Consider the following 22,504-nt stretch of genomic DNA (forward strand, 5'->3'; position numbering starts at 1 on the left):
GCCCGAGCCGTACGAGGGAGCTTCCGAGCCGCGGTGGGGGGAGGTCGCCGTAGGGGCTCCGGCCGCTGCGGCCGAGTCGCGCGTACAGCTCGTAGCACCCAAACAGGAACCGGTTCCTCTCACGGCCCCGGCGGGAGACCCGCGGCGAGCGGCGTACCGACCCGCCCACGGTGGAATGGGCACGGCGCCGATCGCCCGGGCGGCCCGGCCGGAGCCCGCCTCCGCCATGGCACCCGTGGAGGCCGTGTGGGCGGCCGATCCCCCGCCGGCGTCCTCCGAGGACGCGTCCGGAACCCCTACGACCACGGCGGCACCGGACTCGGAGCCCACCAGGGACACCGCCACCGCGGACCGCCGGCCGACGTCCCCGCCGCCGGCCGGTCCGCTGCCGCCCGCCGACCTGCCGTCCGGACATGAGCCGCCCGGCCACGGAGCGGACGAGCCCGTCGGCGCGTCGCTGGCGCCGGACGCCCCGGGTGAGCCGCCCCTTCACCCGGACCGCCCCGCCGCTCGGACGACCGGCACGCCGTTGGACCTCGCCGAACTGCTGCGCCGACACGTGTTCCCAGCGCTGGCCGCCCACGGGGCGCTGGAGCCGGGCGACGTTCCCGAACTGGTGGAACCCGCCTCGCCGTCCGCTCCGCCCACGGGGCGACGGACCCCGGCCCCCGGCGCGGTCACCGTGCAGCCGGGCGTGATGAGCGTGCGTCAGCCCGTCGCGGAAGCCCCGAGAGACACCGGTGCGCCGGAGCGCCCCGTGCCGTCGGAGGTGCACGTCCACATCGACCGGCTCACCGTCACCCGGACCGCGAACCCGGCGCCTCCCCCGCCTCCCCCGGCGGCACCCCGACGCCGCTCCGTCTCCGACCATGCGGCCTACCTCGCCCGCCGACGGGAGCGGAGGTGAACAGTGCCCTGGCGCTCGCCGCCATCACCACGACCATCCGGTTCGTCCTGCAGCGCGAGCTGGACCCGCCGCAGCGGTCCGGGGTTGCGGCCGGCGTCATGGTGACGACCCGTCACCCATCGAAGCTGGCTCATTCGGACGGCAACCCGCAGCGCGGAATCAACGTCTACTGCTACCAGGTCACCCCACAGGCCACGGGGAACGTCGCCGCGCTGCCGACCCGTCGCTCCGGAGATTCGCTCATGGCCCGGCCCACGGCCGCGGTCGATCTGCACTACCTCATCAGCTGCTACGGCGACGACGAGTCGCTGGAGCCGCAACGGCTGCTCGGCACGGCGCTGGGATCCCTCACCGCCACCCCCGTGCTCACGACGGCCGTCGTCGCCAAGGCCGTGGACCGCTACCGCGACGACGACGCGATCGGACCCCTCCTGCGGGAGGTCCCTCTGGAGATGGGGAGGGAACCGGCGCGGCTGTCCCCCCTCACGCTCTCGCTGGAGGAGATGTCCAACCTGTGGGGCATGTTCGGCGGCGGCAACGAGAGCGTGTTGTCGGTGGCCTGGCTGGCGTCCGCCGCCGTGATCACCTCGGACGACCACGTCAGGGTCGCACCTCCTGTGCTGATCCGGACCGTGGACCCCCGGCCGACGGGAGGGCCCCTGCTGGAGTCCGTCGAGGCGGCGGGCCCCGGCCCGACCGCCGTGGTGGAGCGTGCGACCGTGGTCCTGCGCGGCCGGCGTCTGCTGGGACCGGATACGCGCGTGGTCATCGGGCCGGTCGAGTTCGCTCCTGGCCCCGGCTCGTCCGACTCTGAGGTGCACGTCGGTCCCCTCACCGGAGTTCCGGCCGGTGTGCGTTCCGTGCAGGTACTGCACCGGTCCCCGCCGGGACCCGGGGAACAGCCGTCGCGGACGCTGGCCTCGTCGAACGCCGTACCGCTCCTGGTACGGCCCAAGGTCACGGCGGAGACGACCGCAACGGACGTCGTCCTGACCCTCGACCCGCCGCTCAGGAAGGGCCAGCGGGTGACCGTCCTCCTGACCCACCGGTCGGGCGGCGGTCCGGACACTCCCGCCGATCTCAGTTTCGATCTGCCCAGGGTGGCGACGGAGACGACTGAGCAGAAGGTGCCGCGCAGCGACGTGCCGGAGGGGATCTGGCTGGTGAGGGTACGGGTGGACGGCGTGGACAGCCTGCCGGAACGGATCGGCGACAGCACGTTCGGTCGTCCCGTGGTAGACGTCGGGGCGACGCCGTGACGCCCGAGGAGCGGGAACAGGCATGCCACGAGGCGCTGGTGGCCGAGCTGGGCGTCATCCGGGCGCGCCTGCGCGGGGAGGAGACGGCCGAAGCCGAGGAGAACGCCGGCGACGCCGCACGGCGTCTGGACGGCCCTACTCCGCTGGACGAGGTGATGGTCGGCTTCGGTCTGACCGCGTTCGAGCGAGCGGTGCTTCTGCTCGCGGCTGGCCCCGAGCTGGTGGCCGCGACCGCCGACGACATCGCCGGGGCGGGCGGAGATCCCCGTCCGACCTTCGGACTGGCGCTGTCCCGGTTTCCCGATCCGCACTGGAGCGCCCTGACCCCGGCGGGTCCGCTGCGCCGCTGGCACCTGGTGGCGATGGCCGACGCAACCTCGCCCACGCGCAGCCCGCTGTTGGTCCCGGAGCGGCTGCTGCACCACCTCGTCGGGGCAGGGCACCTCGACACGGAGCTGGCCCCGGCCACCCGGCGGGTCACCGTCCGGCATGCGTTGACGGGCACCCTGCGGAACGCGGCCGAGGGGACGGCCCGGGCCTGGGCCGACGGGCGGATCGTGGTGCTGAGCGGGCCTCAGCACGGCAACCTCACCGCTGTCGCGGCCGAGGCGGCGTGGACGGCCGGTGGGCGCGCCCTCCACGTCGTGGCGGCCGAGGCCCTGCCTCGAGCCGCCGAGGACCGGGAGCGGTTCCTGAGGCTGATGGAGCGCGAGTCGGTGCTCGACGGCTGTGCCTGGGCATTGGATCTCGGCGACGCACGACAGGACGAGGAGCCCGCGCTGTTGAGGGCGATGCTGGATCTGAGCGTGCCGGCGATGGTGCTGGGCCACGACATGGGCGCCGTACCGGCTCCGGTCGCCCGCGAGGCGGTACGAATCGTCGTGCCGCGCATCGGTGCGGCGGAGCGCGCGGCTGCACTGGGCGCCGCGCTGGCCGAGCGCTGCGGGCCGGATAACGCCCAGAGGCCGGAGACGACGGCCGCGGCGGCGGGCGTCTTCGACCTGTCGGTGCCGGACTTGGACGCGGTAGCCGAGGAGGTCGAGCGAGGAGCAGACCTGTGGACGGCTTGCCGCATGCGGGCGCGGGCCGGCTTTTCCGGGGTGGCCCAAGTGGTGGAGCCCCGCGCGGACTGGTCGCGGCTGGTATTGCCCGAGGGGCAGCTGGAGCAGCTACGGGCGCTGGTAGGAGCGATGCGGCACAGGAGCCGGGTGCTGGAGGATTGGGGCTTCGGTGCCGCATCGGCGCGCGGACTCGGGACGACCGCTCTGTTCGCAGGGCCCAGCGGCACGGGCAAGACCCTGGCCGCCGAGGTGATCGCGAAGGAACTGGGCCTGGACCTCGTGGTGGTGGACCTGTCCCGGGTGGTCAGCAAGTACATCGGCGAGACCGAGAAGAACCTCGCCCGGGTCTTCGAGGCCGCCGAGGACAGCGCGGCCGTCCTCCTCTTCGACGAGGCAGACGCGCTCTTCGGCCGGCGTACGGAGGTGCGTGACAGTCATGACAGGTACGCCAACCTCGAGGTCGGCTATCTGTTGCAACGCATGGAGTCGTTCCGGGGCCTGGCCGTGCTGACGACCAATACGAAGGGCGCTCTGGACCAGGCGTTCCTGCGGCGGTTGCGCGTGGTGGTGACGTTCCCGTACCCGGACCCCTCGGCACGCGCGGCCCTGTGGGCCCGCGCGTTCCCGGCCGGGACCCCGACCGAGGGCCTGGACCCCCGGCGACTGGCCGCGGTGGATCTCCCCGGCGGAGCGATCGCGGCGGCGGCGCTGACCGCCGCCTTCCTGGGGGCGGAGCGAGGCGAGGTGTCGGAGGAGGACGTGGCGGCGGCGACGCGTTGGGAACTGGCCAAGTCGGGGCGGACGTCGGCGCGACCCTGACCGCGCCGGGGGCGTCCTGGCATCAGAAGGGCATGGGCTCCAACCCGCGTGCGGAAAGAATGCGGTTGATGTCCTGGCGCTGCTTCTTGGCCGCCTCCTCGACCCTCGCCTTGGTCGGCCGGGGTTCCGGACCACTGCCGCGCCGGCTCTGGAGCGCCTTGTGGTCCGCCGCCACCGCCTCGGCGGTGCGCCGCACGGCACCTTTGGCCAGCAGGTCGAAGGCCCTTCGGGCATGCTTCGGGGAGTCGCCCGCACCGACCCGCCCGGTCTGCTCTCCCTGTTGGGCACGGGAGCGGAACTTCTTCAGCAATGACGCGTCGGAGCCCAGTTCCACCGGCTTGGGCGTCTTGAAGTACGACCCTCCGTGCTCCTTGCTGTACGTCTTTCCGTGCGCCGCGGTCCGGTAGATGAGGATCGTGTGCATGGCCTCGTACTCTTCGGGCCTGACCTTGAACGTCGCCTTGTCGGTACCCGGCGGGTAGTGCGCGGTGAGCAGGGAGTCGACAAAACTGCGCGGGATCACGTGCTCCGACTCCAGCTCCCAGAGCTGGGCGTAGCGAGCCTCTTTGACTGCCGGCCTGAAGCGCTGCGTCTGGGCCTGATGCGGGGCCACCTCACCGAGATTCGGGGGATCGCCCTTGCCTTCGATCAGCAGGCCGAGCTCCTTGATCTGCTGGATCATTCTGGCGATGAGTTCCGTACGGGTCTCCTTGGGAGCCGTGGACGACAGAGCGAGGTACTTCTTGTGGAGCGCGTCCAGTCCTTCCAGGTCTCCGACGGGCTTGGGCTTCTTCGACGCGGCCATGAGCCGGCCGGTCGGGTCGGTGAAGATCTCGTGGTCCTCACCCATGAGATCGAAGTGCACGTCGATCGCACCGGGCTTCTCACCGGACTTCGCCGCGGGCTCACCGGGGTGGGCTTCCGGCCCGGCGACGCCGAGGGCCTGGAGCGCGGATGCGCCGACCCTCATCGCCTGGGTGAAGAGCCATTCCAGTGCCTCGTCGACGAGCTTTTGCACCTGGCGGATGATGCCCACGATGGCCTCGGGCACGTTGCCGATGCCGACCTGCGCGGCGAGGAAGCCGATCGCGACGGGAACGGCGTTGGCCAGGCCCTTCTCGATCATCTGGGCACCGGGGTCGATCCGGCCGGCCGCGACCTCCGCGAACGTAGTCACGTACTGGTCCACGATCTCCAGGATGTCCCGCAGGTACTCGATGGCCGACTGCACGGCACGGAAGAACGCGATGAAGCCGTTGACGACGGCCATGACGCCGGTCGGGTCCAGCATGGACAGGAGCTTGGCGACGACACCCTCGATGATCTCGCGCGTGATCCAGTCCCGGGCCATGCCCAGCACGGTGTCCCACAGGTTGCTCAGCTGACCGGCGAGGAAGTCGGCGATCGCCGGCGCACCGCGCGCCTGTACGTCCGCGACGAATGCCCAGGCCCCGGTCAGTACGCCCGCCGTATTCCTGAGTGCGGCCGCCCGCTCGGGGCCGATGTGCTTGCCGAGCTTCTGCCACAGAGTCTCGACGCTGACTCCGAGGACCTCGAAGACAAGGCCCAGGACGGATTTGAGGCTCAGCTCGACTGGGATGGTGATGCCGAGTTTGCCCAGTCCCCGGAACAGCCACTTGACCAGACCCTGGACGAGGTAGGAGCCGATGTGGTCGAAGAAGTGCATGAACCCGGTCTTCAGCGCCTCCAGCATGCGCAGCAGGAAGGCCACCGGGTCCCGCTTGATGTCCGCGACTGAGCGCTTGACGTTGGCGAGGATGCGGGCGAGCAGATCGGTCGGGAAGTTCATCAGCTTGAGGACGAGGCCGATGACGACCTCAACCACGACGGCGACGAACTGGACGACACGGCCCAGTGGTTCGCCGAACTTGGCGGTCACCTTGAGGAACGCGCCGATCGGGTCGAGCAGGTCCTGAAGCTGAAGTGTGTCCCAGACGCCCCGGAAGGTCGACGTGATCATCTCGGTGGAGATGCCGAGGCGCCCCATCTCGCTCTCGATGCCGGCCGCCGCCTCCGTGACGACTCCGGAGGAGGCGAGCTGCTCGTACGTTGCCTCGCCGTCCGGCAGCAGGGTGATGAACCCCTTGATGAGGTTCTGGGCGTTGCGTTCGACCAGCTCGCCGGTGAAGGGGTTCCTGCCCAGGATCACCGTCAGTAGGTGGAAGCCGGGGATCTTGTGGGCGTACTGCGAGAGCCACCCCAGCAGCGCGTCCTTGACGAGCGAGAGCACCTTGCCGATGACGGTCCCTGCGAAGTTCCCGATCCGGCCGACGAGGGCGAAGGCCCGTTCTGCCAGGGACTTCAGATTGCCCATCAGATCAGGGAGGTTCTGCGGCTGGATCGCGGCCCAGGCGTCCCGGAAGAGCGCTCGCAGTTCGCCGAGGATGCCCGTGAACGCCGCCGCCTGGGCGTCGAGCCAGTCCGCCGTCTTCTGCAGCGTCCCGCGCTCCTTCATCTGGGCGAGGGCGGACTCCTTGCCGATCAGGCGCAGGAAGTCCTCGAGGACTTCCACCGTCGTGGCCTCGACGGGCCGGTCGCGCAGCGGGTCGTAGCGCAGCACCTTCTTGGCAAGCTCCCAGACCGGCTTGAACTGCGGTGTTTCCAGGAGGGGTTCGACGATGGCCGCGGCAGCGGTCCGGATGAGGGCGATGACGCGGGCGGCGACGGCGCCGACGAACGCCCTGATGTCGGCCAGGACGGCCCCGACGTGCTTGCGGACGACGGCGAGCATGGCCTCGGTGCTCTGCCCGAGGTGGATCTCGTCCCATGCCTCGGCGAGCTCACGCGAGAGGTGGGCGCCCGTGAGATTGTGCTGTGCCAGGCCCTCGGTCAGGAGGGAGAAGACCTGGCCGATCACGCCTGCCGCCTTGACCACCTCACCGGCGACAGGTCCGAAGGGCCCCGAGGCGAGGAGCTGTGCGACGAGTTGGTCGCGGTCGAGCTTGACGGGTGCTCCGGACAGCAGGTCCTTGCCCGAGATCAGGGTCAGAGCGGTGTAACCCGGCAGGGCCCGCACGGGGGCGGCCAGCGAGCCGAGGAAATCGGGGAGCGGTGCGGCGGAGGCCATCTGACGCATGACGGTGGCGCGGGCGGCGGTGTGCTCCTGTTGCTGGGCCGTGTGGGTGGCCTCGTGTGCCATCAGCCGCAGGTCGTAGGGGGATTCGTGGCGGCCGAGATAGATAGACGCGCCGACGGTGAAGGCCCGCGCCCCGATCGCGGCTGCGGCCGCCGCGGCCTGGGGTCCGGTATGGACGCGTACGGCGCCGAGGTCCGTGCCGAGATGCGGCTCCATGCGGGAGCGGAGGTCGGGGGCGAGAGGGCGGCCTTGGCCGCCGCCGGCGACGACCTGCCGCACCCCTGCCGGAACGGCTCCTCCGCCGGGGCCGTGGTCCGCCACGCTCGGCATGCGGAGCACGCCGGCGGGGCGGGTCGGTCCGGCGGAGAAGCCAACCTGCGCACGAGGCGCAATCCGCGTGGCCACGGCGTCGGCTTGGCGCTCGGAGGCGTCACCGGGCGCGCTCAGCCGCAACGCGGCCGTAGGCGGCTGCGGTTGACGGGGGCGTGCCGGAAGGCGCGCGATGTCGTGCACCCCGCTCGCGCCGACGGAGACCGTGCCGACGTCCTTCGACTGGTCCCGTGCGGGCTTCTTCGGCTTCTTGCTGCGGCGGTCGGCCGATGTGCGGGTGGTCACGGCGACACCTATCCCACCAGCCAGAACCACTGCTCGAAGCGGCCTCCGGTCACTTGGTCGTCGGTGGGATTGGCCGGGCTGATCCCGTACACCGTGCGCATACCGTCCAGGCGCGCGTTGGCGTGCCCGTTCAGATGCAGGTTACCCGTCTTGGACATGATGGCCCAGCCATCCATTTGGAAACGCCCCAGCATATTGGATGTGCCGATGAACTGTCCTGCGAGGAATTCGGTGAGCCTCCCCCACGTGAACGTTTCAGGCGTCCACGTGATCGTATTCCCCGCAACAGCCAAATCTGCCTCGATGGTCACGGGCATGAACCCCCAATACGCTGCTTGATTGGGATACCGAATCTCCAGCACGACGCGCACAACCGGCTTATTCTTGGCAGTGCCGCTGGTGAAACTCATGACGCTGTGCGGCTCGACATCGTGGTCCAACTTGACCGTGATGCCGTTCTCCAGCTGGTCGAGGGTGATGAAGTGGTCGTTTTTGAGTTTCTCCCCCTCGTCGCCGGTGAAATGGATGTCCGTGATGTGCATGCCCTCGCGGTGCTTGAACGAGACCCCCGGCTGCGCTGTCACGACGATCGGTGCCCGCGCCGTACCGACTTCCTGCCGTAGCTCGAGAGTGTCCGTCGCCGCCCCCACGAACGTGGGCTGCCACCAGAACGCGGCGCCGCCGTCCGACTCAGTATCCGCGGTGTCCGACGTGAGTCCGCCGTTCAGAGATGTGGGTCGGGGGTCATTTGGATTGGCCCGCTTGACGAAACCTCCGGACGAGGCTGTCGCCCGTACCTTCTCGCCCTTAACCGGACCGCACGGGGAGTCCACGATGACCCGGATCCGCTGGGGCAGCACCTTCTCCCCCGTCGGCAGATACTGGCCGTCGCCGCCGAGCAGGCGCACCTCGCGGCTGCCGACCAGCCACTCCAGTGCCTTCTGCACCGTCTGAGAGCTGCTGAAATTCGTGCATCCCTCCGGGGCCGTCCAGCCGATGTCCACCGCCTTGCTGAGACAGCCGTTGACGACGACCTTCACGTCCGTGCCCTCACCCGCACTGTCCAGGCGTTGCACTTCAAGTGTCTGCGCATGGGCACCCGCGGCGTTGAGGGTCCACCACACCTCCGCCACGCCGAACTGGTCCGTCAGGACGGGGTTGTCCGCAGGGTGGGGGCTCACGGCTTCCTTCGTGCGGATGGTGCCGCCCTTCGGTGTGAAGAGCACGGGGGTGTGAGGGACCGGGATGTCACCGTTCCGCACCACCACCCGGATCGCACCCGGCAACTCCCGCCCCGGCAGTGCCGCCTGGCCGTCCCCGCCGACGAGGTTCAGGGTCGTCTGCTGGGTCAAGGATGGCGCGATGCTGCGGCAGTCCGACTCCAGCGTCCACTGGGCGACGCCGCCGACCGTCTTGCGCTCCAGCATGGCCAGCGGAGCAGCGTGGACCTGCGGTCCGTCCGGTTTCCGGGGTGTGCCCGCCGCGTCGATGCCAACGGGCAGCAACGTGCCCGCCTCGTCCGCCAGTCCGAAGGCGAGCCGGGCGGAGCGTGCCGTGATCAGCCAGTAGTCGCCGGTCCGCAGTTTCGCGACGTCTTTGAACGTGACGCAGATTCCGCCCTCGAGGTCGGTGGGCGTGTTGTCGACGGCGGGCAGCGGCGCGCTCTCCCAGCGGCGGACGATGGGCGTCGATCCCAGGGCCGCGAGGTCGGTGCCCCCGTCGAGCCAGACCACGGGGATGCGTCGCCCGTCGGGTTGGACCGCCTTCGCCAGTTTGCCGCGTCTGCCTCGCAGTTGCCACGCGGTGCTGGTGATCTCGACCACGTCCCCGTGGGCGATGGACAGCGACGCGTCACGGCCTTCTCTGTCCACGCTCAGCACGGCTTTCCCGGCCGGCATCCCCGTCGTGTCGATGTCACGCAGCACGGCGGTGACACTCCCGTTCTCCCTCGACCAGAGGAAGGTCGGGCTCGCGCCCGCTTGATGGACCTGCACGCGGTAGAGCTGGTTCTCCAGTCGCGTGTACCGGGCCTCCGAAGTAAGGGCGCAGGGATCGTCACCCACGGTCCCGGCCTTCAGGGCGGGGGTCATGGTGCCCTGCTCCGGCACCTTCCAGCCGGACTCCCGCAGATCGCGGCAGGTCGTGCCCGGGTTGTACGCGCGTGCCCACTTCACCTGCCCGATCGTGCGAGCCCTGGTGGTGGTGTCCGGGCCGCCGAGGGCGGGCTCCCTCAGGGTCGGCGCCTCGTCCATCGTGACGTGATGCGTGCGCACCTCCACGTAGAGGGCGTAGCGCCCGTCCTCGGTGGGCTCGTCCAGCCCGGGATCGTCGTCGCCGATGGCCGGCAGGTCGGGCTGGTCCCCCAGCGTGATGCCATCCGCTCTCTCGTGGGCCTCGATCAGCACGCCGTCGACGTACATACGCCCGTTCGTGATCCGCAGGTCCCCCCAAGGCGTGCCCGCCGGGTCCTTGCCGTCCTTGTCGGTGATCCGGAAGGAGTCCTCGACCTCCATCGGCACGCCGGCGCGGCCGAAGGCGTCACGTGCCCGGGTCTCATCGTGGTGGGCGGTGATCTGGGCTTGTTCGTTCCAGTCCGCGTCCAGCAGGACCCGCCCCTGCTGGAGCAGTACGGAGCGGAACCGCGCCCGCGAATCGAAGGTCCAGCGACTGAAGTCGCCCTGCATGGTCAGCTCCCACAGATTCCGAGGTCGAGTTGGACGGGCAGATAAGGCGTGAGTCCCCGTTCCACGGCGGCGAGCCGGAGGGGGCGCCCGAGGTGCTGGTGGACCCCCATCTCGGCGCCGTTCTCCGCGCCGGTGCGGATCGGTTCGGGACAGTCGCGGGACAGTGCGAGATACAGGGGCGAGCCGGGGGTCACGGATGCGTACCGCGGCTCGGGGGCGGCTCCATGTGCCTCCGCGGGTACGCACTGGTGTCGCCGCGGGGTGCGGGACCCGGGGCCGGTATAGCTGAACCGCACGCAGCCGGTCTGCCGGTCGCCGGCCGTCACTCTGCCGTCGAGAAGGCAGCTCGCGGCGTCCAGTGATCGGACCGTCACGTCCCCGCGGACCGTGCACCCTTCGAACGACCCGTGGGCTTCCACCGCGGTCACGTTCCCGTCGATCACGCAGTCGCTCGCGCACAACAGGGCTGCCGGGGCAGCTAGTTCGACGCCTCCCAGTACGCTGCGGAGCACGTTGATCCTCAGCTCACCGTTGTTGCCGTCCGGTCCCTCCTCGACCCGAAGCCGACCGGTGAGGGTGCAGTGGCTGAGCGTCAGTGCGTCGAGCCGGCCGGTGGCGACGATGAGGTCCCCCTCGATCGTCAGTCCGTCGATCAGGACGCCGGCTCCCTCGCCGCCTGCGGCAGTCAGCGTGCCGCGCACATGCGGACGCAGGCCGTCGGGTACGTAGCCGACGGTCTCGGCGGCCTGGAGACTCATCGCGCCCGGGGTGTGCTCGCCCGGCCATTGCGCTGCCACGAGGAAGAGCCGCGTACGGTCGGGCAGCCTGACGCCCATGGCCGACTCCTGGTAGGTGGCGTTGTCGGTGATCGACACCACGTATCCGGCACCTGGGCGTTCGTCCTGCGACAGGCCTTCCAGGACGGTCCTGGCGCGGATGAGCGCTGCCCCGACCGTCGCCGCGGGCGTCGCCGGTCCCGCCGCTCCGGCTCCCACGGAGGACCCGTCCACGATCCGGTTCACACCACCGCCCGCGGGCGAACAGCCGGTCAGGGCGAGGGCCCGCTCGTGCGCCGCGCTCCGGTCGTGGCCGCCGGCGCCGACGTCGCAGAGCGCCCCGTAGGCGTAGCGGACGAAGACGTCCGCGGGATCGTCCGCCTCGCAGCCCCGGTAGCAGGTGAGCGTACCGTCGACCGGATCCACGACCACCTGCCGCTCTTGGTCGGGCGCGAGGGGTTCGAGCCCCCGGACGCGGATCGCGTGCGGCGGGAGAGCTGTGTCCGCGCCGAGGCGGACGCCGAGCGGCAGGAGCACCGGGTCGGGGTACCTCGCCCGTGCTGTCTCCAGCAGCCGGTGCAGTCGTCGGGGACGCATGGGAACGGGCAGTTCCGCCTCTCCGTTCCGTGCCGCGGAGCCCTCCGGGCGTTCGTCGCCCGGTGGAGGTTCGAAGAGCGGCGACAGCCGGCCGAGCGGGTCGAAGGTCCAGCCGCCGCCCGCCTCTCTGCGCCGTGCCCTGGACCAGCCGTCGGCCGTCCCCGTGCCGCCCGGTGCTGCATCCGGCCGGCCGATCTCGTGCACCTGGAGCGGGTAGGGGAAGACGCCCACGGCAGGAATGCCGTACCGCCCTCGTCCCGACGTAATGCGGCGCACGTCCGCCGTGTGGGCGAGGGGGTCGAGGCCGGGCGTCAGCGAGCGGACGCCCGCGAGGTCGAGACCGCAGAGTTCGGCGCGCGTGGCGTCGCGTACGGACGCCGTGGCCGGCCGGTCCGTGTGGACGTGGTTGGTGTGCGTGGCCGTGACGAGCAGGCGATGGAACTCGACGGCCCGCGCGGGCCACCCGGTGATGTCCTGGGCGACCTGCTCCAGTACGCCCACCGTCCCCTTGCGTCTGCGGTAGGTCACCGTGTTCGCCACGAGGGCGCGCGGCCCGGCGGGCAGCCCGAGGCCCGTGGGCAGGTCGTCGAGTCCGATGAGGTCGGCCAGGTACGGCAGGGTCCAGTCGGCACACGTCTCGACGAACCAGGCGTCGTAGAGGTCCTCCAGATCGGCCTCCAAGAGGGCGAGTTCGCCCGCCACGGCGTCGAGCAGCCGGCCGAGGAAACCGCCCGACTCGGCGTCACGGGCGAGGAGGTGGGAGGGGAGCCGGCTCCGCAGAAGCTCCAGCGACTGTGCCCGGACGGCCGGTTCGGTGGTGCTCACTGCATCTCTCCGATCTCGATCCGGTCCGGGGCCACGGTCAGGAGCTGCGCGGCGCTCGGCCGTGGGGCCCCGGGGAGCCATCGCGCGGGGGCGGCGGTGAGCGCCGGCACGTTCGTTCCTGTGTCAGAAGCAAGCGCCAGCCGGGGCATGGTGCAGGCGAGCACGCCCGGGGTGCGGCGGATGGTCAGCAACGTGCCGGCCGGCGTGACCGGTTCGGTGAACCCGCGGGCGGCGGGCGCGTACGTCTCGTTCAGGGCGGCAAGCACGGCCGCGTGAACCGCGGCCTGGTCGCACGCGGGATCGTGCCGCAGCTCCACGGCGAGACCGAAAAAGATCTTCTCCCCCGCCATGACCTCCAACCCTGTGGCAGGGTCACGGGCCGCTTCCAGGGAGCGCCGCAGGTCCGCGAGCAGCCCGCTCGAGGCGGTGTCGCCCGCCGCGGGGATGACGCTGATCACGACGGTGGCCGACGCCCCGTTCCACACGGCATCGGCTCGGGCCTTGCTCACGCCCGCGTATCCGGCGGCGAAGTCCTCGTGGTCGGCGACTGATACGGCCCGGTCGAGGGCCCTGGCCCGCTGCGGGGCGTTGCGGCGGGCGTCGGCCGGCCCTTCGGGGGGCGCCCAGTCGCGGGTGGCGTAGGGGTTGGTCACGGACCTGATCCCGAGCGGGCGGCGGGTGAGCAGACTGAGACGCCCCGCGTCGACCGCGCCTTCGGCGCCGATGCCGACGCGGTAGGTGGCGGTGATGTTCTCCACCCCGGAGGCCGGGCGAGCACCGTGGATCCCGTCGCCCAGCAGCAGGGAGCCCTCGCCATCCTCCTGCGTGCGCAGGGTGTAGACCCGGTCCGTACCGGCGGCTGTGTCGAGGGCGGGGGTATGCGACCAGACCACTCCGTCGACCCTGAGTTCCAGGGCAGGGTGTGCGCCGGTGGCACTCTGAGCGCGTACGTGGGTCAGGGGGCCGCGCCGGGTCCGGAACTGTGGGAAGGGCAGGCGGCCGTCGCCGCTGCCGAGGACCTCCCGGACGGTCTCACCGTGGGTCGCACCGACGACGTTGGCGAGCAGGCGCAGGGACCGCGGGTCGAGCTTGGGCGTCGCGCGGTCGAGCGTAACCTTCATGGCAGGTTCGGCCTCGGGGGGCATGCCCGTCGTGGGGGTGCACTCGACGACGACTGCGCGGAAGCACTCCGGCGACGGTTCCAGGTCGGCGGCGCCGACGTCCGCTCCGGTGGGGGCCTCGCCGTGCGGATGCCCGGTGACCAGGACGGTCCGGCCGGCCGGAAGCAGCGGCTCCGTCCGGGCCAGCAGCAGTTCGGTGGTCTGGACGGCGTCAGTGGGCGGTACGACGCGAGCCGGCAAGAGGCGGGACACGCAGTGCACCAGCGTCCGGCGCCGGTCATACTTGTCCAGCCGGGTCTTCCTGTCCAGCCTCACGCGAGTGAGACGTCCGCTGAGTGCGTAGCGAGCCTCACCACCCGGCTCCACACCCATGACGCGGTACAGGTCGCGGCTGCTGTGGCTCTCCAACAGCAGCCAGGACGCGGTAGCCACCTCGTCTCCCGTGCCTGTGAGAAGGCCGGGGTGGTCGCCGTCCAGCTCGATGCGCCCCTGCTCCGCCGGCTGATCGGGAGCGAGTGCGTCAGCATGCTTCCAGGTCACGGTGATTTCCTGATCTGGATGGTCCGGATCGAGGTCCTTGCAGCCCACCGAACCAGGCGGAGACGGGCGGCCGGGTACACACAGCAGGCCGGGATCGGACGCGTTCCAGCCGAAGAGGGAGGCCCGTTCTTCGAACACGAATACCTCGACCTCTTCCTGGGCCACGGTGGAGGGATCCTCCCTCTTGCCGAGTCCAGGGTTTACTGTCAGCCGCGTCCATCCCACGTGCCCGTCGGGGGCCTCGGTCACGGACTCGATGACGCGGTAGCTCCAGCGCTTGTTCTCGGGGTCCTGCAGTCGTTCCCGGCCGACAACGAGCAGGCCGGCGCCGGGGCGGACTCCGGTCGCCCCGCTGCGGACCCAGATAGCGGTGGTGCCCGGGCGCATTGGCTGGGCGACGGTGGGAGCGAGCGGCACGGAGTTCCAACAGGCGAGAGCCCGGAGGTCCGCCTCGGTCTCGAAGGTCTGCGGAAGTTGGCCGGCGGCGGGCACCGACTGGACGGGGGTACCTGCGGGGACGTCCGCGAAGCCGGGGGCTCCCGGCAGATCCTCGACCGTGAAGGCGAGATCGGCCGTGGCCGAGACCCCGGGACGCAGCTCGTAGCCGAGGCTTCGGGCGAGTTCCCGGACGGATTCCAGTTCGGTGGCGGTGCGCAGGAAGCCCTCGTTGGCGATCCGCTCCGTGTAGAAGGAGACCACGTCGGCGACGTACGCCCAGCTGTCGAGCAGGGCGCTCGCCGCGTCGTCACCCGGGAGCGCGGCGCCGTCGGCGGCGAGCGCGGCCCGCATCCGTCCGAGGGAGTCGGCGTGAGATGCGATGCGCCACGCGAGGGCTGTGTGCCGGGGCAGGTTGTACACCTTGGGCGCCGCCGGCTCGGATGGGTCGCCGGCGCACCCGTCGCGGCATCCGCAGAGCCGGTTCATCGGGCACCTACGATCCGGCAGACAATCCGCCCGTTCTCCGGATTGCTCGGATCGCTGTCCGCCCGCAGCACCTCGCCGGCGGTGGCGTCGATGCGACCCCGCTGCACTTCTCCGGATGGCGGGACGCCCATCCGGCGGAAACGCAGGCCCGTGGGGTGGTCCGCATCGTCGTCCACGTCGACCCGGGCGACACCGGGCACCGCCATCGCCGTGGCGACGACGTCCGACAGGAACAGGGGTGTGCCGAAGGTGAAGTTGTCCGGATGAAAGAAGCCGCGGCTGCCGTCGGGTAGCCGGCCCGCCGAGAAGGCCCGGGTGAGCGAGGCGGCGACGTCGGCGCGCCGAAGGCCGGGAAGGAGGCACACGTCCATGACGATCTCCAGCGGTACGTAGGTCGGTTGGGTCACCTCCACGTCGGCCCCGGCCATCCGGTGGGTCTCCAGCAGCTCCGCGATCTCGGTCGGCATCGAACGGTCGTCCGCGAACGCCGCCAGAGGATCCAGGATCACCTCCTGCGCGTACCAGGAGCCCGTCCAGCGCCGGCGGCCCACGGCGCGCTGCACACCGGGATGGCGCATGGCCACGTCGGCGTAGTCGGCGGAGGTGACGGCCCGGAGCGGGGAGCGGAAGGCGTGGGGGGCGAGCGCGCGGACCTCGGCCAGGGTCTCCGGATCGGCGCCGCCGGCCGCCGGCAACGGATTGGTGACGGTGACTCCGGCCGGCACGGTGCCGGAGCCAGGGAGGGGAAGAAGGATTCCCAGGGTGTCGGGCCCGATGTTGCCGACGGTGCCGCCGCCGATCCGGTACGTGGCGTCGAGGGCGCTGCCGGGCGCCGGCATGCGGCCGGACGCGCCGTCGCCGAACCGGAGCCGGACCGTGCCGTCGTCGTCGGTCTCGACGGCGAACGTCGCGGCGAGCCGGTCTCCGGGCAGGCGCTCCGCTGCCGGCCGCCATACGCGCAGCCCGTCGCGGACCTGGACCTGCGCCTGGGCGCGGTGGGCGTCGGGCCGCAGGGCGGAGGTGGCGCTGCGGTGCGCTGTCGGCGCGGGTTGGGCCCACGCCAGTCCGGTTCTCGGCAGTCGCGGACGGTTTCGGCTGCCCGGCCGGAATGGGCCCAGCGACTCGCCGGCGAGGGTGCCGCCGTGGTCGGCGAGGACGATGTTGGCGCGGGCCTCGGCGACCGGGACTGGCAGTCCGCGGGGGTCCCGCTCGTCCTCCGTCACCTGGAGCGGGGCGCGCAGGGCGTCCTCGCCGGCCCAGTGGATCTCCAGCACCGTGTGGTCGGGGTTGAGGGGGTCGTGGTGGGGGACGGGATCACGATCCAGCACGATGGCCTGCAGCCGTGCCGGGGCCCCGGTCCGCCGGCCCTGCCCTGCCGGTCCCAGAATCAAGACGTCCCCGGCCTCCAACTCGGGAGGCTCGGAGTCCGGGTGGACGAGGAAGGCAGAGGTGCTGCCCGGCCGCAGACAGTGCCACGGTGCTCCCCAGGAGTACAGGGCGATCCGGTTGCGTGCCTTGGTCAGCTTGGCTTCGGCGCAGGTCTCGAAGACGAGCGCGCCCGACTCCAGTGCCTCGCGGACGGTCTGCGCAGCGGCCGTTCCATCGGCGGACTGGGTGACGGGCGTGCGCTCGCGTAGCTTCACGGCCGACGCGGCCACGCCGTCGGTCTCGAACGCCAGCCAGACGCGGGCGCTGACGCTCTCCCGAACCCGGTACCCCAGCAGCCGCGCATGGCGCCGTACGGAGGTGCGCCGACGTGCCGTGCCCAGGTACGCCTCGGCGGCAACACCGTCCTGCCAGGCGGCCAGCCGGTCCCCGAGCGCAGCGAACAGTTCGACGAGGGTGACGGCCGGATCGGCCGGGCTGTGGTCGGTCCATCCGGGGATCAGGGCGCCGAGCCGGTCCAGCAGTCGGCCGCGCAGGGCGTCGTAGTCCCGAGCGAGGTAGTCCAGGACCGGGGAGGCGCCGAGTGCGGGCGGGCACGCAGGGGCGGCGGGAGCACAGTCGAGTTCGGACGGGCAGTCGACGGTGAAGGCGAACGCCGCGCGGGAGAGCAGGGGGTCGAAACCGGGCAGCGTGGTCCGCCCGTCCGCTTCGGTCAGCGCGAGGACGTAGGTGGACCAGTCGCCGCTGGAGGAGGTACGGACGACAAGCACACAGTCCAGCACGTCCTCGACGGTGGCGTGGGTGACAAGTCGCCGGACGGCCCCGTCGACCCCGGGCAGCGGCGCACCGCTCAGGACGTCCTCGGCGGTGTACGCCCACTCGACCCGCACCGGGTTGATCCGGGGGTCCGGACGGACGCCGCCAAGGACACGTACCGTCCCGGCGTGCAGGACCTCGGCTTCGACCGATTCGAGCAGGCGTACCAGCAGGGTCTGCCTGCTGGGCACGTCGGGCTCGTGGCCGGGCGTGCCGGGCGCGTTGGTCAGCACCTCGACGGTGTCGATGCCGTTGGGCCTGGGGTCGGTCTGCTGACGCACGAGGGCGCGCCGCGCCTCGCGGTCGACGGTGCCGGCGAGGACGTCCGCCAGGGCCTCGGGCGAAGGACTCACGGCGCGCCCCCAGGCACTCCGCCGACCGTCATCGTTCGGGGCGCGCCGACGACGGCGCCCGCCCGCAGCGGCGCGTAGACCACGGTGACCTCCACAGTGGACTCCTCCGCCCGGACGCGGACGTCCTCGACCCGGATCAGGTCTCCCAGCCACTGCTGGAGGCTGCCTTGTACGAGGGAGCGGGTGACGCCGACGAGTTCGTCCCCGGCCGGTGCGAAGACGAGGGCGTGGACGCCGCTGCCGAAGTCGGGCCGGTTGATCCGCTCCCCCGGCCTGGTGAACAGCACCGCCTCCACGAGCCCGCGCAGGTATGCCTCCTCCTCGGAACGCCGGAGCCGCCCGCGGCGGTCCAGTCGCAGGGGGAAAGCAAGGTGTGCCCCCCGGCCTCCGGTCATGTGAGCCTCACTCGGGGCTGGGCGGTGGCGACGATCAGCGGCACGCCGGTCGGCACGCAGGTTGCGAAGCCGCCCTGGATGACCAGGGGACGGCCCATGGACGTCACACGGACGCTCCCGACGGACCATGACGCGGTGGTGCAGGGTCCGCCGGAGACGGGCGGGAAGGGGCAGCCGAGCAACGTCCAGGGCGCGCCCGTGGTGACGGCCGGAGCACCGGCCAGCCGTACCCGGGGGCTCGTCTCGGTGGGCTGTGCCGCGCCACCGTGCACACAACGCACGGCAGCTCCGGCCTGCACCGCGACACCGGGCATCAGATCACCTCCAGTGCGCCGTTGTTGACGGAGACCGAGGCTGGGGTCAGCTTCACGCTGGAGGTTCCGATCGAGAACTCGATGCCCGCGGAGGTGCAGGCGATCTTCATGGGTACGGCCGCGGCCGGGGCACCGACCTCGACTGTCAGTCCGCCCACGCCCGGCAGATCGCTGAGGGTGATCGTGACGGAGTCCGTCTTCCAGACCTTCACGGCGGGGAGGGCGGGCGCGGGCGCGCGTTGTATCGTCGCCCAGGTCGCCCCGGCGAGGATCGGGTACTGAGGGTTGCCCTGCTCGAACTCCACCCAGACGGAGGCGCCCATCGGGGGCACTGCGTAGAACCCCACACCGGGTCCGGCATACGGGACGCAAGCCTCGGCCCAGGCCAGCCTGCCGTCTCCGAGGGCGGCCGGGACGGAGACCTGGACCCGGCCGCGCCCCTGCGGATCGAGGTTCTGGACCACGGTCCCCCGGTACTTCCCGTAGAAACGGGTCTCGTTCTCCATCAGATGACCCCGCCCACCGGCAGCACGGGCGTCAGCGCGCCGTGGCCGTCCCTGGCCAGGACGAACGACGCCTGATAGCCGCCGATCGTGAGTTCGTGCCGGACCTCACGCACGTACCACAACCCGTCGTGGGACCAGCCGGCGCCACGTACGCCGACCAAGGCACGGGGACGGAGGACAGCGCCGTACCGGACGCCGTCGAGCCGTCCTTCCGCGATCACCGCGTCGAGGGACCGGTCGACCTCCGCGCGCGCCTCTGCATAGGCGGCGATGGTACTGCTGGTCGCCCCGCGCAGGCGGCGGACCCTGGTCTGTCCGAGGTTGGCAGCGGCGAACGGGACGGCGGCCAGGGGCGGACGTACGCCGACGGGTACCACGACAGGTACCGCGAGTCCGGTCTGACGATCCATCACCTTGCCCTGGATGGCGACCGGGCCAAGGGCTTCGGTACGGAAGTGGATCTCAGTGACGTTGGTCTGCGGACCCAGGTCGACCGAGAGCGCGGGCTGCGGTGGACCAGTGCGTACAGCGGGCCCCCAGTAGAAAGTGCTGGTACCCGGCGCAGGCCCGGGCATGGCGTACGCGACGTGCCCGTGGTCGCGGGCCAGCGCATTGAGATGGGCCAGATCGGTGCCGTGCTGTGTGGGGATCCGGTCGATGGGCAGCGGCGGATCGAGCACAGCCGGGGGTACAGCCCGTGGCAGGACGCCGCGGGCGGCGTAGGGGGCGAGTACGCGGAGCACCTGCGCGTACGCGTCCATCGCCGGATGCTCGACGTCGCGTTCCTCGCGATCGAGCAGGCACGAGACGTCCTCCCCCGTGACGGACAGGGTCGCCGCTCCGGGACCGTCTCCGGGAGCGAGTTTCACCTCGGTGACGATCCCGTCGGAGAGGACGAACGGCACCACCCCGAGGTGGACCACGACCACGACCCGCGAGAATGCGGTCAGGGGCGGGCCGATGAGCCCGGGGACGTCGACGGCGCCCGCAGTCGCGGACCGTCCTGCGTCCAGGGTCAGGGTGAACACCGACCGCTCGCTGTCGTTCTCGGTCACCTCCACGGACCGAACGCGGGCGGTGAGGGGTCCGGGGAGCGGTACGGGGAGGCTGGGCCCGGCGAGCACGGTCAGCCGGAGTCCGAGCGAGGCCAACGGCTCACACCTCCGGAACGGGGATGACGAGGAGGGAGCCCTCTGCGTGCGGCCCGACCAGTTCGTCGGGGTCGAGCGCACCGTTGGCATCGGCGATGAGCCAGAAGGCGGTGGGATCCCCCAGATGACGCGCCGCGATGAGGTCCATGCGGTCCCCCGGGCCGACCTGATGGAGTGCGAGGACACGCGTCTGCTGCGGGTCGGAAAGGGGGCGCCGACGCAGGTGGCGGACCTGGCGGACCCCTCCGGCCCCGTCGGCCACGGAGGCGGTGGCGATGTCGACGGCGGCGTAGCGGCTCGGTCCGGGCATGTCAGCTCCCTGCCGTGGTGAGGCTGGAGACGGCCCCGGAGACCGCCGCGGTCGTGGCCATGGCTTCCTTGAGTACCTGGTGGACGAGGAACAAGGCGTAACCGGGATCGCTCACCGGAAGGTCGTGGTACGAGAGGACCTGGGCGGAGAGTTCGACGGCGGCCCGGACCGGATTGAGCTCCGCGTCGAAGGCCTGCTCGGTGATGGACAGGCTCTCCAGCCGGATGGGCACCACCCGCGCGGGTCCCCACACAAGCAGGGTCAGCGGCCCTTCCGGGGGCAGCACTCCGATGGTTCCGGCCTGCAGAAGGAGGGAGTTGGCGATGACGAGGGCACTGCTCGGGTAGAGCAGCATCTCGAGCGCGGCCAGCTGGGGGCCGATCCCTGTCGCCGCCGCCACGGGATCGCCGCTCTCCAACTGGTCGGCGGCGTCCACCTCGACCGTCATGGTGACGGACTCGATCGGGGCGCCCCAGATTCGGTGCGCGTCCTCCGGTGCGGACGGGGTCTCCTTGGGAGCCGAGCGAGGACGGACTGAACGAGTCACGAAATCCGGGTTGTACTGGAAGATCACGATTCGGGCGAGTGGATTCGCCCGCGAAACAGCCACGATGGCGCCCCGCAGAGTCCGCGGACTTCCCGGAAAGGTGCTCACGACCAAGAAGGCTGCACCATGGGCGTCACGCCGACGTCACCCGCCCGTCACACCCCTACGTCGCGTCACCCGGCCACCGCACGCTTCACCCTCGGGACGAGGGTGTCGACGTCGAATATCGCGCGGCAAATCGGCATCTTCGACCGGAGCAGACAGAACGGGACGCTACGACGGCTGCGACCCAGCAGGAAGGACGAGGATGACGGGTACGCACGGAAGGATCGACGCCCTGCAACCCAGGAGCACCTCTGGGGGCGCATCCACTCGACGGCGCCCCGGGGGCCGGGTCCGACAGCGAGTCGCCGTCATCCTGACGGGCGAGTTCCGGCTGACCGTGGAAGGGCGGGAGACGGAGCTGCCCGGGGGCGCACAGCGGCTGGTGGCGCTGCTCGCCCTACGAGGCCGTACAGCCCGCAGCGCGCTGGCTGGCACGCTGTGGCCGGAGACGGACGAGCAGCGGGCTCTGGCCCGGCTGCGCACCGCGATCTGGCGCGTCAACCAGGTTGTGCCACAGCTCGTCGAGAGCCTGGGCGAGCAGGTCTATCTCACGGCGCACGCCGAGATCGACATCCGGGAACAGGTCGAGCACTCGATGGGCGTGCTGGGCGGCGGAACGGTTGACGCGGCCACGTGGGCAGCAGGCGTTCCGGCCCAGGACCTGCTGCCGGACTGGCATGACGAATGGCTGATCGACGATCGCGAACGTTTGCGTCAGCTGCGGCTCCACACTCTGGAGGGCATTGCCGAACAGTTGTGCACGCAAGGTCACTTCGGGCTCGCGATCGATGCCGCTCTGACTGCGCTGCGCGCCGACGTCCTGCGTGAGAGCGCACACCGGGCGGTGCTCCGGGTGCACCTTGCAGAGGGCAATCTCGCCGAGGCCCGGCGGGCCTATCAGGTTTGCGTGGAAACATTCGAACGGGAACTCGGCGTCCAGCCCACGCCGGCGACCAGCGCCCTCCTCGCAGCCTGCCCGCCCGCAACGGCCAGGCTGCGATCCCTACCTGCCACCGCTGCACCTCCGACCCGGCCAAGGTGACAACCCCCACGAGATCCGGTCCAGCACCACCCAGCACGGGCGGACACGGGGGAACGGGGCTCTTCGAGCGTGCCTTCGGAGTAGTCGATCCCTGATGTCAAAGCTCGACGAACCGGACCGGGTCCAGGCTGGCGATCGCCCGCACGAGGCCGCCTGGGACGTGTTCTGCCCGGAAGCCAATACTCCATCCGCTCGACAACGCCCCAGTTCAGGCGCCAAAGTCCTGCCGGAGTACCAGGATCTGTCCGGCCGATCACGACTGGCGTGGTCACCGAAAGGCCCCGTCCACGCGCAGGAGGCGGTTTCTAGGGATCGTCGCAACACATGATCGGTTGTGTCAGACGGCGAGCAGTT

15 protein-coding genes are annotated in these 22,504 nt (G+C 71.2%); 4 read left to right on the plus strand and 11 right to left on the minus strand.

Annotation, left to right across the window (positions count from 1 at the left end):
• The first annotated feature begins 175 nt into the window (after positions 1–175).
• The 3 genes from FDO69_RS36105 to FDO69_RS36115 are packed head-to-tail and all read left to right on the plus strand — an operon-like array spanning position 176 to position 4,046.
• Positions 176–907, plus strand: coding sequence for a hypothetical protein (locus tag FDO69_RS36105; protein WP_104787093.1), 732 nt, complete (start codon positions 176–178; stop codon positions 905–907).
• Entirely contained in the window at positions 904–2,166 is a 1,263-nt protein-coding gene (locus FDO69_RS36110) for a Pvc16 family protein (protein WP_104787096.1), read from the plus strand. Before FDO69_RS36105 ends, FDO69_RS36110 begins: the two co-directional genes overlap by 4 nt.
• Positions 2,163–4,046, plus strand: coding sequence for an ATP-binding protein (locus tag FDO69_RS36115; protein WP_104787098.1), 1,884 nt, complete (start codon positions 2,163–2,165; stop codon positions 4,044–4,046). Before FDO69_RS36110 ends, FDO69_RS36115 begins: the two co-directional genes overlap by 4 nt.
• A gap of 22 nt (positions 4,047–4,068) precedes the next feature.
• On the opposite strand, the gene FDO69_RS36120 is transcribed toward FDO69_RS36115, so the two are convergent.
• The 11 genes from FDO69_RS36120 to FDO69_RS36170 form a co-directional block, all read right to left on the minus strand.
• On the minus strand, positions 4,069–7,758 hold the full coding sequence (locus FDO69_RS36120) for an eCIS core domain-containing protein (RefSeq protein WP_104787101.1): 3,690 nt from the start codon (positions 7,756–7,758) through the stop codon (positions 4,069–4,071).
• Positions 7,759–7,766: 8 nt separating this feature from the next.
• Positions 7,767–10,442, minus strand: a complete 2,676-nt coding sequence (locus tag FDO69_RS36125) for a DUF6519 domain-containing protein (RefSeq protein ID WP_104787104.1) — start codon at positions 10,440–10,442, stop codon at positions 7,767–7,769.
• Between the two features lie 2 nt (positions 10,443–10,444).
• Positions 10,445–12,640, minus strand: coding sequence for a phage tail protein (locus tag FDO69_RS36130; RefSeq protein ID WP_159030684.1), 2,196 nt, complete (start codon positions 12,638–12,640; stop codon positions 10,445–10,447).
• Positions 12,637–15,090: a baseplate J/gp47 family protein gene (locus tag FDO69_RS36135; protein WP_138430258.1), complete on the minus strand. Its 2,454-nt coding sequence runs from the start codon at positions 15,088–15,090 to the stop codon at positions 12,637–12,639. Before FDO69_RS36135 ends, FDO69_RS36130 begins: the two co-directional genes overlap by 4 nt.
• 131 nt (positions 15,091–15,221) lie before the next feature.
• Positions 15,222–17,780, minus strand: coding sequence for a baseplate J/gp47 family protein (locus FDO69_RS36140; RefSeq protein WP_104787112.1), 2,559 nt, complete (start codon positions 17,778–17,780; stop codon positions 15,222–15,224).
• Positions 17,777–18,175, minus strand: coding sequence for a GPW/gp25 family protein (locus tag FDO69_RS36145; protein WP_104787115.1), 399 nt, complete (start codon positions 18,173–18,175; stop codon positions 17,777–17,779). Before FDO69_RS36145 ends, FDO69_RS36140 begins: the two co-directional genes overlap by 4 nt.
• Positions 18,172–18,489: a hypothetical protein gene (locus FDO69_RS36150; RefSeq protein WP_104787118.1), complete on the minus strand. Its 318-nt coding sequence runs from the start codon at positions 18,487–18,489 to the stop codon at positions 18,172–18,174. Before FDO69_RS36150 ends, FDO69_RS36145 begins: the two co-directional genes overlap by 4 nt.
• Positions 18,489–18,995, minus strand: coding sequence for a phage baseplate assembly protein V (locus FDO69_RS36155; RefSeq protein ID WP_104787121.1), 507 nt, complete (start codon positions 18,993–18,995; stop codon positions 18,489–18,491). The genes FDO69_RS36150 and FDO69_RS36155 overlap by 1 nt, the downstream gene beginning before the upstream one ends.
• Positions 18,995–20,146 carry a hypothetical protein gene (locus tag FDO69_RS36160; RefSeq protein ID WP_104787124.1) on the minus strand — a complete coding sequence of 384 codons (1,152 nt, stop codon included), beginning with the start codon at positions 20,144–20,146 and terminating at the stop codon, positions 18,995–18,997. The genes FDO69_RS36155 and FDO69_RS36160 overlap by 1 nt, the downstream gene beginning before the upstream one ends.
• A 4-nt stretch (positions 20,147–20,150) precedes the next feature.
• Complete coding sequence (locus FDO69_RS36165) at positions 20,151–20,456, minus strand: LysM peptidoglycan-binding domain-containing protein (protein WP_104787127.1); 306 nt, start codon at positions 20,454–20,456, stop codon at positions 20,151–20,153.
• A 1-nt stretch (position 20,457) separates the two neighbouring features.
• Positions 20,458–21,003 (minus strand): hypothetical protein, encoded by a 546-nt coding sequence (locus FDO69_RS36170; RefSeq protein WP_199838353.1) that lies wholly within the window; start codon positions 21,001–21,003, stop codon positions 20,458–20,460.
• A gap of 487 nt (positions 21,004–21,490) precedes the next feature.
• Between FDO69_RS36170 and FDO69_RS41430 the strand changes: the two genes are divergently transcribed.
• Positions 21,491–22,150: an AfsR/SARP family transcriptional regulator gene (locus FDO69_RS41430; protein WP_159030685.1), complete on the plus strand. Its 660-nt coding sequence runs from the start codon at positions 21,491–21,493 to the stop codon at positions 22,148–22,150.
• Positions 22,151–22,504: the final 354 nt, after the last annotated feature.

This window comes from Streptomyces tibetensis (assembly GCF_007655005.1).
GTDB lineage: Bacteria > Actinomycetota > Actinomycetes > Streptomycetales > Streptomycetaceae > Streptomyces > Streptomyces tibetensis.